This is a genomic window from Flavobacterium aurantiibacter (genome assembly GCF_002251775.1).
Classification (GTDB): Bacteria; Bacteroidota; Bacteroidia; order Flavobacteriales; family Flavobacteriaceae; genus Flavobacterium; species Flavobacterium aurantiibacter.
In genome coordinates this window covers 1-16189 of record NZ_NOXX01000160.1, presented here as the reverse complement: position 1 = coordinate 16189, position 16189 = coordinate 1, and the positions used below count along the sequence as shown (strand labels likewise).

Below are 16189 nucleotides of genomic sequence, written 5' to 3'. Positions count from 1 at the left end.
GCAAAAAAATCTAACGAAGTAGGCAGCCGTTTATCTGTTTAGCGTTAAAGTTGTTCCTTTCATCGCTTTTTGATTTCACAATTTATTGATTTCAAGCGATCTGACAAAGATTTTTAATCGAACTCAGGTTTTTAGCGCATTTTGTGAGGCAGCTTGCAGCGAAAAACCGGAAATGCTGCCCAAACGATAGCGGATTAAAACAAGCCGTTTAGCTCGGTATCCACTCGTGTGATGATTGTACCTAAATCTTCGGGATTGTTTACAAAGTCGATATTATCTACATCGATGATGAGTAGTTTGCCTTTGTCGTAGCCGTGAATCCATGCTTCGTAACGCTCGTTGAGTCGGCTGAGGTAATCGATGGAAATACTATTCTCATACTCGCGTCCGCGTTTGTGAATTTGACCGACCAAATTTGGGATCGAACTGCGCAGATAAATAAGCAAATCGGGCGCTTTTACGAGCGTTTCCATGAGTTCGAACAGCGAGCTGTAGTTTTGAAAATCGCGGTTCGTCATAAGTCCCATGGCGTGCAAATTGGGCGCAAAAATATGTGCATCTTCGTAAATGGTTCGGTCTTGAATGATTCGTTTACCACTCTGGCGAATTTGCAAGATTTGGCGAAAACGCGAGTTTAGAAAGTAAATTTGTAAGTTAAACGACCAGCGTTCCATTTGGTGGTAGAAATCGTCGAGATACGGATTATCAACCACATCTTCGTAATGCGGTTCCCATTTAAATTGCTTGGCTAATAATCCGGTAAGTGTGGTTTTTCCGGCACCAATATTGCCGGCAACTGCTATGTGCATTAAGGTATATTTAGGTAATAAACTTTGATTTGACTGTCGGTAAAAATAGCTAAAAATTGACCTTTAACGGCAAAAGATTGGAAGTTGTTAATCGGTAATTCCAGTTTTTTTATCTGTTTATTTTTATAGTCGAGTGTGAAAATTTTTCCGTCGAAACTGTAAATTATACCATAATTTTCTAACAATTGCAGCTGCTCAAAGGGCGGAATGGCTAGGTCGGAGCTAATGTTTCCGAAGAAATTGAGTTTCCACAAGTAGTTTTCGGCGTCGTTCCAGTATAGAAAATTCAAATCGGCCGCAAACCACGTGGCGTTTAAGCGTAAATTTTGTGTAAGTGGTTGCAGTTTTCGGCTTTGGAGTTCGTAGCGGTAGATTTTCTGATCGGTTTCGTTGCAAATCCACAAATTGTTCTGCGCTGCCGTAAATACCGCAGAAGCCACGAGATTTGGGGCGAGTTGTTGAAACGATAAAGTTTCGATTTCGTTGAACAAGTTATCGAGAATAACGGCTGCATTAAAATTCGGATAAAAGAGCAAAGGTTTCAGCGGATTTTGCAATTCGATGTTTTGTGGCGCACCCATACCCGTATTTTGGTAAACGTATTTGCGAATAGAATCGCGTTTGGTAACCACGCTCCCCATAAAAGTGTAAACAGAGCCATATTTGTCGATTGCTGCCAGCTTTTCGCCGTATTCCAACGGAATATCTCGAAGCCATTTTACCGACTGTGCTTGCGCAAAAAGCCCAGAAGCAAGTAGTAAAAGACTTACTATTAGTGTGGTACACGGTATTTTTCTTAACATGTTGGGCTAACAGTTTAACATTTTTATGGTAACAATAATCAAAGTCATTCGTCATCTTTGCTTACAGCTAATGTAACTAAAATGAAAAACCTGCTCACTTCCTTCTTTCTTATTTTAACAACTCTGGCTTTTGCTCAGAAAGATTTTCAGGGTTATGTGGTTTACGAATCAAAAACGTCGGTTTCGGATTTTAAAATGGGTGGTAACCGAGAAATTACGCCGGAAATGCAGAAGATGATTGATGAGCGCATGAAAAAATTGTCTGAAAAGACATTCGATTTATACTTCGATTTAAACGCCAGTATTTACAAAGAGCAAGAAAAGCTCGAAACGCCGGGAACTCAAGGCGGTGGCTCTATGCGTATGATGGCCAGTTTTGCTGGTGGTGGCGGAACATTTTACAAGAATGTAAAAACCAAAAACTATGTGGTGGACAAAGAGATTTTCGGAAAAGAATTTTTAGTGAAAGACTCTTTGCCAAAATACGATTGGAAAATCACGGGTGAGTCCAAGAAAATTGGGAACTATACCTGTTTTAAGGCTACGGCTAAAGTAAAACCTAGCCAATCGGATTTCCGAAACATGCGTCGAAAAAAGCAAGAAGAAACTACCGACGAGAAAAAGAACGACCGACCAACGAATTTCATGGATCAAATGGAAATGCCTACTGAAATCGAAGTCGTTGCTTGGTACACGCCAGATATTCCGGTAAGTCAGGGTCCGGAAATGTATTACGGGTTGCCTGGTTTGATTTTGGAAGTAGCTGCTGATAAAACAATCATTCTCGCCTCAAAAGTGGTGCTCAACGCTAAAGACAAAAAGGAAATCAAGGCACCTACAAACGGGAAAGAAATCAACCAAAATGATTTCGACGAAACGGTTACCAAGAAAATGCAGGAAATGCGCGACATGTATCAGAACGGTCGCGGTAACCAAATGCGCATTCCGAGATAGCTTGCCGTTTAAGGTTTTATGTGTTAAATTTCGGTTTTACTGTAACAATCAGACAGTTGGATCCACCAATGTTTTAAGTAATTCATTAAAACTTATAGTAAAAGCTAATCTTTTTGATATGAGAAAAACACTACTACTTATTGCATGTACGTTTGGTTTAACCGCTGCTTGGGCTCAAGAATTTCAAGGAAAAGCCGAATATTTCTCGAAATTGATTATTAAGTCGGATATTGATTTTGCCGATGATTCGGTAAAAGAAAGTTTAGGTCCGGAGTTTGAACAAACTATCAAAGACGCGATAAAAGATGCTACAGAAAAACAATATACACTCACATTTAATAAAGTAGAAGCAGTTTACGAAGAGAATCAGCAACTCGAAAAACCTTCGGGTGCCGCAGCGGGCATGGGATTTTCGATAGGCATACCGGGTAGCGGAAAAAAGTACCTAAATCTGAAGAAAAAGGAACTTTTAGAAGAAGAAGATATTTTTGGAAAAGAGTTTTTGATTTCCGAACCACTCGAGCAACTGAATTGGAAACTCGGAACAGAAACCAAGAAAATTGGCGCGTACACCTGTATGAAAGCGGAGTTAGTTATTCCCGTTACCGAACAAGAGCGCAAGGATTACGCCGACTTTTTAGAGCGTGAAAAAACAAAACCGTCTTTGTTTAAAATTCCGGAACCAAAAGATCGCGTGGTTGTTGCTTGGTACACACCTGAAATCCCTGTGAGCTTTGGCCCAAAGAATTATTGGGGATTACCCGGTTTAATTTTGGAGCTGCAAGAAGAACAATTGGTGATTTTGTGCCAAAAAGTAACCTTGAATTCCAAAGAAAATTTTAAAATCAAAGCGCCAAGTACAGGCGAGAAAGTTTCTCGTAAGAAGTTCGAAGAAATTCAGCGGAAGAAAATCGAAAGCATGCAAGATTCCGATGGAAATGTAATTTTCAAGTCGGGAAACTAACGGTTTAAATCTGCAATCGATGCGTATACTATTAATCATCATTTTTGTTTTTTCGACTCTTTTTTCCTTTTCGCAAACAGTTCGTATTGAGGGTGTTGTAACCGACTCGATTAAAAGTCCGATTGAATTGGCTAACGTCATGGCTGTTAACGTCGATTCCCAATCTATGGAATCCTATTCGATAACTAGCGATAAAGGCCGTTATTCATTAAACGTTAAAGCCAACAAAACGTATTTGCTGCGCATCAGTTTTTTGGGATACCGTCCGAAGGAACTAACTTTAGTGGTTGGAAACGAGAATGTTGTAAAAAATATTGTTTTAGATCCGGATAGTGTAGAGTTAGAAGGTGTAGAGATTGTAAATGAGATGCCCGTTTCTATAAAAGGAGATACCATTGTTTACAACGCCGATTCGTTTAGTTCGGGTACCGAACGCAAATTGGAAGACGTTTTGAAAAAACTACCGGGCGTGCAAGTAAATGCCGACGGACAGATAGAAGTGGAGGGAAAAGCCGTTCAGAAATTGATGGTAGAAGGAAAAGACTTTTTTGATGGCGATACGAAACTGGGTGTTAAGAATATTCCTGCCGACGCGATTGATAAAGTGCAAGTACTCCGAAACTACAATGAGGTCGGTGCGTTGAAAGGCTTGGAAAACAACGAAGAAAACGTTGCAATGAACATCAAACTCAAAAAAGGAAAGAAGAATTTTTGGTTTGGTGATGTCACCGCAGCCGCCGGACCAGACAAACGTTACATTTTAAATCCAAAGCTGTTTTACTATTCGCCCAAGTACAGCATTAACGTTATTGCAAATACAAATAATGTAGGCGAATTACCACTAACTACACAGGATTACTTCAAGTTTACGGGCGGTTTTCGGAATATCATGGGAAAAGGAGGGAGTCGCTTTAATGTAAGTAGTAACGACTTAGGTTTACTCGGACTGCGAAACAATCGAGCGGCCGAGATTTTAACCAAATTTGGTGCAACGAACTTTTCATACAGCCCGACGTCAAAGCTTACGTTAAGTGGTTTTGCTATCTTTTCACGATCCGACACACGGTTGGAAACCGACAGTCGCTTGCAAATTGTTCAAACCGGCGACCGACAGCTAACCGAAGAAAATGCTGATCAGAGCAATAAGTTGGGATTGTTTAAACTGAGCGCCACCTACAAGCCTAATTCTAAATTGCAAATTGATTACGATGCGTTAGGTAAATTGTCTGATCAAAGTGAAGGAACGAGTTTGTTTCGCCAGATTCTAACATCGCAAGGCAACCGCGACGAGCAAATTTTCACCGATAAAACACAAAAACCAGCGTCAATAAACCAAAATTTTGCTGCTTACTACACCTTGTCTGACAATCATATTTTTGCAGCGGAAGTGCAACACTTGTACCAAGATGAAGATCCGATGTATGCAGCCGATTTAGGAGAAAATCCGTTTCCAGATAATACAACAGGCAACGACGATTTTAATTTAGGAATCGTCGATCAGCCTTCAGGACGTTTCAATTTGTTCCAAAATCGATTTATAAAAACCAATAAGCTTGACGCGAAAATTGACTATTACTACGTATTAACACCGAAGAGCAACTTCAATTTTACGTTGGCAAATACGTATTCCAATCAGCGATTAACGGGCGATTTATTTCAACAGCTCGACAACGGTACCACGGAAGATTTAAACCCGGTTACCGACAACGATGTACGATACCGATTTATTGACAGTTACCTGGGCTTACACTACAAGTTGCTTTTTGGCAAGTTTACTATTATGCCCGGCTTGAGTTATCATAGGTTTTCACTAAGAAACGAGCAACAAGGAACTCTTTACAACCAAAATTTCGACCAACTATTGCCTGATTTTTATGCCTTATATCAGATTAAAAAGTCGGAAACCTTGACGTATAATTACGCATGGACCAATAGCTTCACCGATGTGAGTCAGCTGCCCGAAGGCTATATTCTTACGAACTACAACAGTTTATTTCGTGGATTGCGAAGCATACAGAACGCAACTGCACAGTCGCACTCGTTGCGCTATTTCCGATACAATATGTTTAATTTTGAAAACATCTTTGGATTTTTGAATTACACCCGAACCTTAGATGCTGTGAAGCGGAATGCGTTTTTCGATGGCGTGAATCAGTTTTCAACACCATTTAATTCGCCGCGTGTCGACGAAGCTTTAAATGGCAGTGGATCGTACGGCCGTTCTTTTGCGCGATTCTACAAGGCTTCGCTGAACATTTCTATGAATTGGTCGAAGTTCAATAACTTACAGAATGCCACTTTTATTACAACCGAAAGTTTTACACAAAGCTACACCTTGCGCGCTTCAACCAATTTTAAAAACGCACCCAATATCGAGTTTGGTTACGGATATACGCAGAACGATTATCAAAATCAGACCTTCCTTACCGATCGACCGTTTGTAAATCTCGATTACTATTTTGCCGATGGATTTTCATTTGTTGCAGAATATGAGTTTTTCCACTATTACAGCCGAGATAAATCGGTAAATAACGAATATGATTTCCTCAGCGCAAGTTTGTCGTATTTCAAGAAAGGAAGTAATTGGGAGTTCAAAGTTTCGGGAACCAATTTATTGAATACGACTTCACTGAACGACGATAGTTTTTCCGAGTTTTCGTTCCGAACCAGCCAATATCGCGTACAACCGAGGTTTTTGCTGTTTAGTGTGAAGTATAATTTGTAGAAAGTTTACGTTACCACAAGCACGGGCACGGACCTTCTTTAGGGATGCGTCGGAAGAAAACGTACTTATAAAGACGCTCGTATTCTGCGAAAGCGGAAGTTTTTAAATCAGGTATGTTTAGTCTTTTTCCTTGATAAACGAGAATCGCAGGCAATTTATTTTTGGGATAACGGGCGGCATATGTGCGGATGATAAACGACAGTTCTTGCTTAGGTAAAAGGAAACCTTCAAGTTCTTCGTTTTTCATTTGTTCGGGAAGAGCAACACATTCTACATAATCTTCTTCCCAAGTCGTCAATTTCGTGGATTTTGTATCGATGAAAAAATGATTTGATCTTGATTTTTCCGTAACAAGGTTCGAGAACATCGTCAGGTTTGCTGTATTTCCTAATCCTAAATACGGACGAAGCGACCAAAGTGCAACTGCGATTGGGATTATTAGCAAGCCAATTTTTTGATTTCTTGAGAGCGATAGCGCTGTTGTTTTAGTTCTATAGATGGTTACAAACAACAACAAGACGCCGAAGTTGTATATGGCACCATGAACTACAGTGTAGACGGTCATTGGGTACTTAAATTGGTTTAAAAGCGTTTCGATTAAGATGGCTGCAGCGACAAAAATGCTGTAGATTCGAAACGATTTCTCTAAATGATCAGTTTGGGTTTTCGGCGAAAAGTCCAGCAAGGAACCGGCAATGAGAAAGACAGCGAGTGCACTAAAATCGGCGAAAACTCGAATACTCAAATAGGCATGAAAAAGGAGTAGGAGCAAGGCGGTTATTTTTCTGCTTGAGCGAAATAACAATCCGAATGGAATAACCATTTCGAGAACAAAAGTTGCAACGATCAGGGTTTTAATCACGCTATTTTTCGCCAGGCCTAAATAATTCACAGAACCATCGATGATAAGGTCATTAACACGTATGGCGCAGCTGCTGTTGAGGTCGAAGTATCCCGTATTTAGTTTATGAAAACCGGCAAACCAATAAACGCTAATCAAAGACACCCTAAAAATCCAGGGGATGATTTCTGGCGAAAGCGAACTTTTACGGCGTATAAATTTTAGTCCGAAAAGGATGATTATACAAATCCCAATAAAAAGCTCTAAAGACGAATGGTTTGGTAAGCGCGGAAAAAAAAGGGTATAATACAAGCTTGCAACACAGGTGGAAACCAAGGCAGGTAAATACCAACTCAAACGAAAAGCTTGGATTAAAAGCAATAGAATGCTGGTGTATTTAAACCAAAGCATGAATTCAGATTTGCTGTGGAAATTCATGGCCACAGCTGCACTGAATAATCCCAAAGCAAAACAAATTTGCTTGTTAGAGAGTTCGAAGCGTGCACTCATAATTGTTTCATCGGTTTGAAGCGAAGCTACAGAAAATTAAATCGGAAGCAAAATAGTCGCTTTTCCAATAAAAAAGCCTCCCGAAGGAGGCTTAGTTTTATAATCCGAAGGCTTGTTTGATATCGTTTACGCGATCTAGTTTTTCCCACGTAAAAAGATTAACAGTCTTTGTAAGTAGTTTTCCGTCTGGGCCTAAGAATGTTTTTTCTTTGGTTTCCGGACGACGTCCCATATGTCCGTAGGCTGCCGTTTCTTGGTAAATTGGGTTACGTAACTCCAACGATGTTTCGATACCGTATGGTGTTAGGTCGAATAATTCTTGCACTTTCTCGGCGATTTGCGCATCGTTCAAAGATACAGTTGCCGTTCCGTATGTATTTACATAAACGGCCATAGGTCGGGCAACACCAATTGCGTAAGAAACTTGAACAAGTACTTCGCTAGCAACGCCCGCAGCAACTAGATTTTTTGCAATATGTCTTGTTGCGTAAGCTGCCGAACGGTCTACTTTACTCGGGTCTTTTCCAGAGAAAGCGCCTCCACCGTGTGCACCTTTGCCGCCGTATGTATCAACGATGATTTTTCTTCCGGTAAGTCCGGTATCTCCGTGTGGTCCGCCAATAACGAACTTTCCAGTTGGGTTAACGTGGTAGGTAATTTCGTTGTTGAATAGGTGTGCGTATTCAGGGTATTTATTAAGAATTCGTGGAACGAGAATATTTTTAACGTCGGCCTCGATTTGCTTTTGCATAACGGTTTCATCGGCATTGAAATCGTCGTGCTGTGTAGAAAGAACTATTGTATGAATACGCGACGGTTTGTTGTTGTCGTCGTATTCCAAAGTTACTTGCGATTTGGCGTCTGGGCGTAAGTATTTGATTTCGTTATTTTCGCGACGAAGCTCAGCTAATTCTTGAAGCAATTTGTGAGAAAGATCGAGAGCCAAAGGCATGTAATCGGCAGTTTCGTTGGTTGCATAACCAAACATCATACCTTGGTCGCCTGCACCTTGCTCTTTCGGGTCTTTGCGTTCAACACCTTGATTGATATCGGCGGATTGCTCATGCAGCGCTGATAAAATTCCGCAAGATTCTGCATCAAATTTGTATTCGCTTTTCGTGTAACCAATTTTGCGAATAACCTCGCGGGTAATTTTTTGTACATCAAGATAAATATCCGATTTTATTTCACCTGCTAAAACCACCTGACCTGTAGTAACTAGCGTTTCACAAGCTACCTTCGATTGTGGATCTAGCGCGAGGAAATGGTCGATTAAAGCGTCGGAGATTTGGTCTGCGATTTTGTCTGGATGACCTTCGCTAACAGATTCGGATGTAAAGAAATATGCCATTTTACTTGTAAATTAAATGGAGGATGATTGCGGAAGCTAAAGTAGGGAGGTGAGGCACTGCTTTAGCATTTTTTTTACGAGGTTGCAATCAGATCAAATTTTTCCTCCAGTATTTTCGAGCGCAAATGTAGATTTTAACACCGATTTATCCAACTTTTTTTTTGGAGAAATGATTTTTTGTTGAAAAATCTATACTTTTACCGTTGAATTTAATATTAAATAAGAATTATGAAAAAATTACTACTCTTGTTGGCAATCGCTGGATTGTCAAATTTAGTACAAGCACAAGACCCATTGCCATTTGAAGGCTTCGAGGGTACTACTTTCCCGCCAACAGGTTGGGTTCGTCAAAACACTGTCTCAACACCAGCTAATCAATGGAGAAGAAGCACTACAACTCCTATTTCGGGAAGTGCATCTGCAACAGTTGTATGGGTTGCTGCTCAACAAGATGAAAGATTAATCACACCAACGTTTACTCTTTCAGGTCAAAATTCAGCTTATTTAAATTTTAGTGTACGATTAGGATATGAGTATTTTGTAGACCCATTCGACAACTGTAACTTCACCGTTGCGATTTCAACAGATGGAGGTACAACGTACACAGATTTGTGGAATGAAAATGATTTAGGAGAGTATATTGACTACGAAATTTTCGATATCAGCCTTAATCTTAGTGCTTATTTAGGACAATCAAACTGTAAAGTTCGTTTCAGATACGATGGTAATGATGGCGATACTGCTCGTCTAGACAATGTTAGTGTTACTACCTGTCCAATAATCAACTCGTTAGCGATCTCTTCGTTAACTACAACGGAAGCTGTTATTACTTGGGATTCTCTTTCTACTAGCTTCACAGTTGAGTACGGACCGGAAGGATTTACTCAGGGTACTGGTACAGTCATTAATACCAATGATGAAACCGCTACATTTACTAACTTAACAGAAGGTACTGCATATAACTTCTATATCAAAAATAGCTGCGAAACTGTATTTGATGGTCCGTACGTTATTTATACACCTCTTGTATCAAATGCTAACACAGATTATTCATACGGATTTGAAGCTGGAAACTTTTCAACTGCAGGTTGGGATAACACTGTAGCGCCAAGCGGTGGGCCTTGGGATCAGTTCCTTGCGGGAGCTGCTAATGCAGATTTTGTTCAAGAGGGTGAAGGTTTTGCAGCAGTGGTTGGTGCAGCCGTAGACTCAGACGCTTGGTTGTTTTCACGTGGTATAAGCCTAACAGCTGGAGTAAATTACACCGTTCGCTACTACTTACGTAAACTAAATTTGGGTACAGGAGCTAGTGAAAATAATAACTTAGAAGTTAAGATTGGATCTGAGAAAACGGCTGCAGGTCAATCAGTTTTATTGAATACTCACGAAGCTATCGATTTTGATATTTATGAATTGCAACAAGCTACGTTTACTCCAACTACTAGTGGTGTATATTATGTAGGTTTCCACTCAACTACAGGCATTCAAGATGCAGCAACTGTTGGGGCTACTCTAATTGATTTAGTAAGCGTGAGCGCTCCATTATCAGTTGATAATCCTGAAAGTGCAATAGTGTCAGTATATCCAAATCCTGTTATCGACCTTATTAATGTAAGTAATTTAGGTACTGGTTTTAAAGCAGCAACTCTTACCGATATCAATGGAAGAATCGTTAAAAGAGTTCCAGGATCATCATTACAGGCTATTCAAATTCCTGTTGCGGATTTATCTGCAGGTGTTTACATGTTAAATTTAACAACCAATGAAGGCGCAACAACGACATTTAAAGTTGTTAAAAAATAATTTTTGTTTTATTCCTCTAAAAGTCCGCTTCGGCGGACTTTTTTTTTGCTTTATACCAAACTGTGTTGTTTCTTTGCAGCGTTCTTTAACATACCGACTGTTATCACGAAAGCTCGAGGGAATAGACCCAATGACAGCTTAGCAACCCTTTATCTTAAAGAAGGTGCTACATTCTAGTCTGAATTCAGACACAGATAACTTAAATCCATTTTCTGGGCTTTCGTAACAGTTTAAAATCAACAACAGTTATGAAAAGCATAGCAGAACTACTTTCTGAAAAAATATTGATACTCGACGGCGCCATGGGAACCATGCTGCAGGCTTATCAATTTGATGAGTCTGATTTTCGTGGAGCGCGTTTTAAAAACTACAGTACACTTCTTAAAGGAAATAACGACCTACTTACCCTCACGCAGCCCAAAGCTATTCGTGAAATACACAGTCAATATCTCGATGCAGGTGCCGATATTATCGAAACGAATACTTTTAACAGCAACAGTATTTCAATGGCCGATTATCACATGGAATCGCTCGTTTATGAACTCAATTTCGAAGCCGCAAAACTTGCCAAAGAACTAACTCAAAAGTATACCTCAGAGAATCCCGAAAAGCCCCGATTCGTGGCGGGTTCCATCGGTCCGACTAACCGCACGGCAAGCATGAGCCCAGATGTTAACCGACCCGGTTTTAGAGCCGTTACCTTCGACGAACTTAAAGACGCTTACGCGGAACAAATTCAAGCATTGGTTAACGGTGGTGTAGATCTTTTCCTTGTGGAAACTATTTTCGATACGCTAAATGCAAAAGCAGCTCTGGTTGCCATAGCCGAATGCAACGAAAAGCGTACCGAGCCAATTCCCGTTATGGTGTCAGGAACAATAACCGATTTATCGGGCCGATTGTTATCCGGGCAAACGCTCGAAGCTTTTGTTTACAGTATTGAACACCTGCCGCTGCTTTCCATTGGATTAAATTGTGCCTTGGGTGCCGAGCAGTTGTTTCCACACACACAATTACTGAATCAAATTGCTAATTGCCATGTGTCGGTACATCCTAATGCCGGATTGCCCAACGCATTCGGCGCTTACGATCAGTCGGCCGAATTAATGGCAAATCACCTTGTTCCGTATTTCGAAGAAAATCTGCTAAACATCGTCGGCGGTTGTTGTGGAACTACTCCCACACACATAGCCGCCTTAGCACAACTTGCGCACAAATACCAACCTCGAAAAGTAACCAGCACCTATGCTCGATAATTCTATCAATTTTCCAGATTCGTTGCCATTAAAGCTCAGTGGTTTAGAGCCGTTTGTGATTTCCGATACTACCAATTTCGTAAATATCGGAGAGCGTACAAACGTAGCTGGTTCCAAAAAGTTTTTAAATCTGATAAAAAATGGTGATTATACTGAAGCTGTTGAAATTGCACGTAAACAAGTACTCGAAGGAGCGCAGATTTTAGATATCAATATGGACGAGGCTTTGCTCGATGGGGTAGAAGCTATGGTTACGTTTATCAACCTAATTGCCTCCGAACCCGATATTGCACGTGTTCCGATAATGGTCGACAGTTCCGACTGGGATGTTCTTGAAGCCGGATTAAAATGCTTGCAGGGAAAAGGAATCGTGAATTCGATATCCTTAAAGGAAGGTGCAGAAAAGTTTATCGAGCAAGCCAAAATCATCAGAAAATACGGAGCCGCGGTTTTAGTTATGGCTTTTGATGAAAAAGGTCAGGCCGACACGCTCGAACGCCGCATCGAGATTTGCAGTCGGTCGTATCAGATTTTGACCGAAATCGTTCGTTTTCCGCCGCAAGACATCATATTCGATCCGAACATTTTCCCTGTCGCAACAGGCATGGAAGAGCATCGGAACAATGCAACTGATTTCTTCAAAGCCACACTTTGGATTCGACAAAATCTTCCGCACGCTAAAGTTAGTGGAGGAGTAAGTAATGTCTCTTTTTCTTTTCGTGGAAACAATACCGTTCGCGAAGCCATGCATGCGGTTTTTCTCTATCACGCCATCAAACACGGTCTCACGATGGGAATTGTAAATCCGGAAATGCTGGTTATTTACGAAGATATCGAAGCCGAACTCAAAGAAGCTGTAGAAGATGTGATCTTGAACAGACGTGCCGATGCAACCGAGCGCTTACTCGATATTGCTCCCAATTATGCGGCATCTAAAAAGCAAGAAACTAAAACAGCCGATTGGAGAAATTCAGACCTTCAAAGTCGGATAACTTACAGCCTCGTTCACGGTGTCGATGCATTTATCGAAGAAGATACCGAAGAAGCCCGTAAACTAGCAGAATTGCCGCTACAAGTCATCGAAAACCAGTTGATGAATGGCATGGGTGAGGTAGGTGAACTCTTTGGAGCTGGAAAAATGTTTCTTCCACAAGTTGTTAAATCGGCTCGTGTTATGAAGAAAGCCGTTGCCTATTTGTTGCCGTATATCGAAGCTTCTAAAAGTGGTAAAAGCTCTAGTGCCGGAAAAATTGTTATGGCCACCGTTAAAGGTGATGTGCACGACATTGGGAAGAATATCGTAGGTGTGGTGCTCGCATGCAATAATTTTGAGATTGTCGATTTAGGTGTGATGGTACCCACGCACCAGATTATCGATACAGCAATCGCTCAAAATGCCGACGCCATTGGCTTAAGCGGATTAATTACGCCTTCGCTGGAAGAAATGGTGCAAGTTGCAAAAGAACTTCAACGACGTAAACTTAAAATTCCTTTGATTATTGGTGGGGCAACAACTTCGCGCGTGCACACAGCCGTTAAAATTGATCCGGAGTACGACGGTTTGGTGATTCATGTAAACGATGCATCGAAAGCCGTACACGTTTGTGCGCAAAGTATCGGAAAAGAAGCTGAAACGTATCAAAACGACATCAAATCGGAGTACAAGCAGTTGCGCGAAGGCTATTTAAACAGACAATCGGAAAAGAAGCTACTTTCTTTAGAAGCTGCGCGTAAAAATGCCCTGCAGCTGAATTTTACGAACGAAACCATTAGTAAGCCCAAGTTTTTAGGGACTAAACAAGTTGATTTTAACATAGAAACTTTACTCGATTTTATTGATTGGACACCTTTTTTTCGATCGTGGCAGTTGTTCGGAAAGTTTCCAGAAATTCTAGAAGATCCGATTGTTGGTAAAGAAGCGACAGCCTTATTTAGCGATGCACAAGCAACGTTAAATCGATTGATTGAGGAAAATCAAATTTCAGGTAAAGGTATTTTTGGATTGTTTGAAGCCAACCGAATTGACGATGATATTGAAATTACTACAACGGATAAACACAAGTTTAAGTTGCTCACTTTGCGTCAACAATCTCAAAAAACAGCCACAGCACCCAATTTAGCCTTGGCCGATTTTATTGCACCAAAATCAGCCAACATTACCGACTACATGGGCTTGTTTGCAGTGTGTACCGGTTACGAGGTAGAAGAAAAAGCGGCTGCTTTGCGTGCCTCGAATAACGACTATGAAGCAATTATGCTGCAAGCCTTAGCCGATCGTTTGGCTGAAGCCGCTGCCGAGTATTTACATCAACTGGTTCGAAAGGAATATTGGGGATATGTGGAAACAGAAGCACTAAGTAACGACGATTTGATAGCAGAACGATACGTAGGTATACGACCTGCTCCCGGTTATCCCGCTTGTCCGGATCATCTTGAAAAGCAAACCATTTGGGACGTTCTAAATGTGGAACATGAAATTGGTGTGTCTTTAACGGAAAGCATGGCTATGTTTCCAACGGCTGCCGTCTCGGGCTATTATTTCGCGCATCCAAACAGTCGTTATTTTGGTTTGGGAAAAATCGGTAAAGACCAACTTGAAGATTATGCCAACCGACGAAAAATAAGTATCAACGAAGCCGAAAAATGGCTTGCTCCCATCTTAACATCATTATGAAAATAACCGAGCACATACAAAACGCAAAAGAAACTTTATTCTCATTCGAGATTTTACCACCGCTTAAAGGCGAAAACATCGATTCGATTTTTCAAAGTATCGAACCTTTGATGGAATTTAAACCGCCGTTTATAGATGTTACCTACCATCGGGAAGAAGTGGCTTATACCGAATTACCCGGCGGTTTGTTGAAGAAGCGTATCGTAAAAAAGCGACCCGGAACTGTGGGTATTTGTGCAGCAATTCAGAATAAGTACGGTGTTGACGCGGTTCCACACATTCTTTGCGGCGGATTTTCCAAGGAAGACACTGAGAACTTTTTGATTGATATCGATTTCTTGGGAATTGAAAATGTAGTTGCCTTACGCGGCGATGCCGTGAAGAACGAAATTTACTTTAGGCCAGAACCCGATGGGCACAAGTATGCTTCGGAATTGGTAACTCAGATTGTGGCACTAAACAACGGTATTTATCTCGACGAAGAATTAGAGAACAAAAGCAAAACCAACTTTTGTATTGGTGTTGCTGGCTATCCAGAAAAACACATGGAAGCACCGAATTTGGATACTGATATTGCATTTTTAAAGCAAAAAATCGATGCCGGAGCGCATTATGTAGTCACACAAATGTTTTTTGACAACCAGAAGTTTTTTGCTTTTGTGGAAAAATGTCGCGCCGCAGGAATTACGGTTCCGATAATTCCTGGATTGAAGCCGCTAACGTCGTTAAAACAGTTAAGCATGATTCCGCAGCGTTTTCGTGTTGATTTGCCCGACGAGCTCATTTCGGAATTGTACAAAACTAAATCGGCCGATGCAGCCAAACAAGCCGGAATCGAATGGTGTATCAGCCAAAGCTTAGAACTCAAAAAAGCAGGTGTGGAAGTCTTGCACTACTATTCGATGGGTAAATCCGAATCGATCTCAAAGATTGCCAAGGCGGTGTTTTAGGGGGATTTCGAGATTTCGAGATTTAAAGATTTAAAGATTAAAAGATTTCGAGATTAAAAGATTTTATATTGAATGGTTTCGAGAATGCATAATTTTTTGTACTTCGGGGTGCCGGCAGTCGTTTCATAGCGCTTCGCAGATATCTATTAAAGCTGCCGTCGCGCTATCCGCTATATCTTTTTGGCATCACAATGGTGGAAAATCATAACGCCAAAAAGGATGTCGCTTCTATCGCTCACCCGGCAATCGTAGCAATAATGCGGAAAGATTAAAAGATTAAAAGATTGAAAGATTTCGAGATTGAAAGATTTCGAGATTGAAAGATTATTTAAAAAATCTTTAAGCGTTATTTTTTGAACGTAATCGCTTTAAGTGTTAAAGCTCATTTAATCAATTAATTGTATTGGGTAATATTGCAATATTACGAATGTTAAAAAATTTCCTTGACTATACTGTTTTAGCAACGATTGTTCGGTGACGATTTTGCGGCCCGGATGGCAGCGGAAAGCCTTGCCTAAATCGGGGCGTACAAAAGCAAAAACCGCATAG

General features: G+C 40.8%; 11 protein-coding genes and 1 riboswitch. Of the genes, 7 read left to right on the top strand and 4 right to left on the bottom strand.

Annotated elements, in window-relative coordinates; translation table 11 throughout:
• Positions 1-194 precede the first annotated feature (194 nt).
• Both CHX27_RS04220 and CHX27_RS04215 read right to left on the bottom strand, forming a co-directional pair.
• On the bottom strand, positions 195-809 hold the full coding sequence (locus CHX27_RS04220) for a deoxynucleoside kinase (RefSeq protein ID WP_094485518.1): 615 nt from the start codon (positions 807-809) through the stop codon (positions 195-197).
• Entirely contained in the window at positions 809-1612 is an 804-nt protein-coding gene (locus CHX27_RS04215; protein WP_094485517.1) for a hypothetical protein, read from the bottom strand. The genes CHX27_RS04220 and CHX27_RS04215 overlap by 1 nt, the downstream gene beginning before the upstream one ends.
• Positions 1613-1693: 81 nt before the next feature.
• On the opposite strand from CHX27_RS04215, the gene CHX27_RS04210 reads away from it, so the two are divergent.
• From CHX27_RS04210 to CHX27_RS04200, 3 genes are all read left to right on the top strand, one after another.
• Positions 1694-2566, top strand: coding sequence for a GLPGLI family protein (locus tag CHX27_RS04210; RefSeq protein WP_094485516.1), 873 nt, complete (start codon positions 1694-1696; stop codon positions 2564-2566).
• A 118-nt stretch (positions 2567-2684) separates the two neighbouring features.
• The gene (locus CHX27_RS04205; RefSeq protein ID WP_165764433.1) at positions 2685-3530 is read left to right on the top strand and encodes a GLPGLI family protein; all 846 of its coding nucleotides are present in this window, start codon (positions 2685-2687) and stop codon (positions 3528-3530) included.
• Positions 3531-3549: 19 nt separating this feature from the next.
• Complete coding sequence (locus CHX27_RS04200) at positions 3550-6255, top strand: TonB-dependent receptor (RefSeq protein WP_094485514.1); 2706 nt, start codon at positions 3550-3552, stop codon at positions 6253-6255.
• Positions 6256-6265: 10 nt separating this feature from the next.
• Here the strand turns inward: CHX27_RS04200 and CHX27_RS04195 are convergent, their stop codons facing one another.
• Together CHX27_RS04195 and metK are read right to left on the bottom strand one after the other, a co-directional pair.
• Positions 6266-7606 carry a hypothetical protein gene (locus CHX27_RS04195; RefSeq protein WP_094485513.1) on the bottom strand — a complete coding sequence of 447 codons (1341 nt, stop codon included), beginning with the start codon at positions 7604-7606 and terminating at the stop codon, positions 6266-6268.
• A gap of 97 nt (positions 7607-7703) precedes the next feature.
• Complete coding sequence (gene metK / locus CHX27_RS04190) at positions 7704-8957, bottom strand: methionine adenosyltransferase (protein ID WP_094485512.1); 1254 nt, start codon at positions 8955-8957, stop codon at positions 7704-7706.
• 228 nt (positions 8958-9185) lie between these two features.
• Here metK and CHX27_RS04185 point away from each other — a divergent pair, with 228 nt between their 5' ends.
• From CHX27_RS04185 to metF, 4 genes are all read left to right on the top strand, one after another.
• Positions 9186-10760 carry a T9SS-dependent choice-of-anchor J family protein gene (locus CHX27_RS04185; RefSeq protein ID WP_094485511.1) on the top strand — a complete coding sequence of 525 codons (1575 nt, stop codon included), beginning with the start codon at positions 9186-9188 and terminating at the stop codon, positions 10758-10760.
• A 97-nt stretch (positions 10761-10857) separates the two neighbouring features.
• A riboswitch (SAM riboswitch) is annotated at positions 10858-10961 on the top strand.
• A 47-nt stretch (positions 10962-11008) separates the two neighbouring features.
• Positions 11009-12016 (top strand): homocysteine S-methyltransferase family protein, encoded by a 1008-nt coding sequence (locus CHX27_RS15495; protein WP_165764432.1) that lies wholly within the window; start codon positions 11009-11011, stop codon positions 12014-12016.
• Positions 12006-14690, top strand: coding sequence for a methionine synthase (metH, locus tag CHX27_RS04180; RefSeq protein ID WP_165764431.1), 2685 nt, complete (start codon positions 12006-12008; stop codon positions 14688-14690). Before CHX27_RS15495 ends, metH begins: the two co-directional genes overlap by 11 nt.
• Positions 14687-15640 (top strand): methylenetetrahydrofolate reductase [NAD(P)H], encoded by a 954-nt coding sequence (metF, locus tag CHX27_RS04175; RefSeq protein WP_094485510.1) that lies wholly within the window; start codon positions 14687-14689, stop codon positions 15638-15640. Before metH ends, metF begins: the two co-directional genes overlap by 4 nt.
• Positions 15641-16189 lie beyond the last annotated feature (549 nt).

Coding starts and splice junctions, on each gene's coding strand:
- CHX27_RS04220 (WP_094485518.1), bottom strand. CDS start 809: ATGCACATAGCAGTTGCCGGCAATATTGGTGCCGGAAAAACCACACTT.
- CHX27_RS04215 (WP_094485517.1), bottom strand. CDS start 1,612: ATGTTAAGAAAAATACCGTGTACCACACTAATAGTAAGTCTTTTACTA.
- CHX27_RS04210 (WP_094485516.1), top strand. CDS start 1,694: ATGAAAAACCTGCTCACTTCCTTCTTTCTTATTTTAACAACTCTGGCT.
- CHX27_RS04205 (WP_165764433.1), top strand. CDS start 2,685: ATGAGAAAAACACTACTACTTATTGCATGTACGTTTGGTTTAACCGCT.
- CHX27_RS04200 (WP_094485514.1), top strand. CDS start 3,550: ATGCGTATACTATTAATCATCATTTTTGTTTTTTCGACTCTTTTTTCC.
- CHX27_RS04195 (WP_094485513.1), bottom strand. CDS start 7,606: ATGAGTGCACGCTTCGAACTCTCTAACAAGCAAATTTGTTTTGCTTTG.
- metK (WP_094485512.1), bottom strand. CDS start 8,957: ATGGCATATTTCTTTACATCCGAATCTGTTAGCGAAGGTCATCCAGAC.
- CHX27_RS04185 (WP_094485511.1), top strand. CDS start 9,186: ATGAAAAAATTACTACTCTTGTTGGCAATCGCTGGATTGTCAAATTTA.
- CHX27_RS15495 (WP_165764432.1), top strand. CDS start 11,009: ATGAAAAGCATAGCAGAACTACTTTCTGAAAAAATATTGATACTCGAC.
- metH (WP_165764431.1), top strand. CDS start 12,006: ATGCTCGATAATTCTATCAATTTTCCAGATTCGTTGCCATTAAAGCTC.
- metF (WP_094485510.1), top strand. CDS start 14,687: ATGAAAATAACCGAGCACATACAAAACGCAAAAGAAACTTTATTCTCA.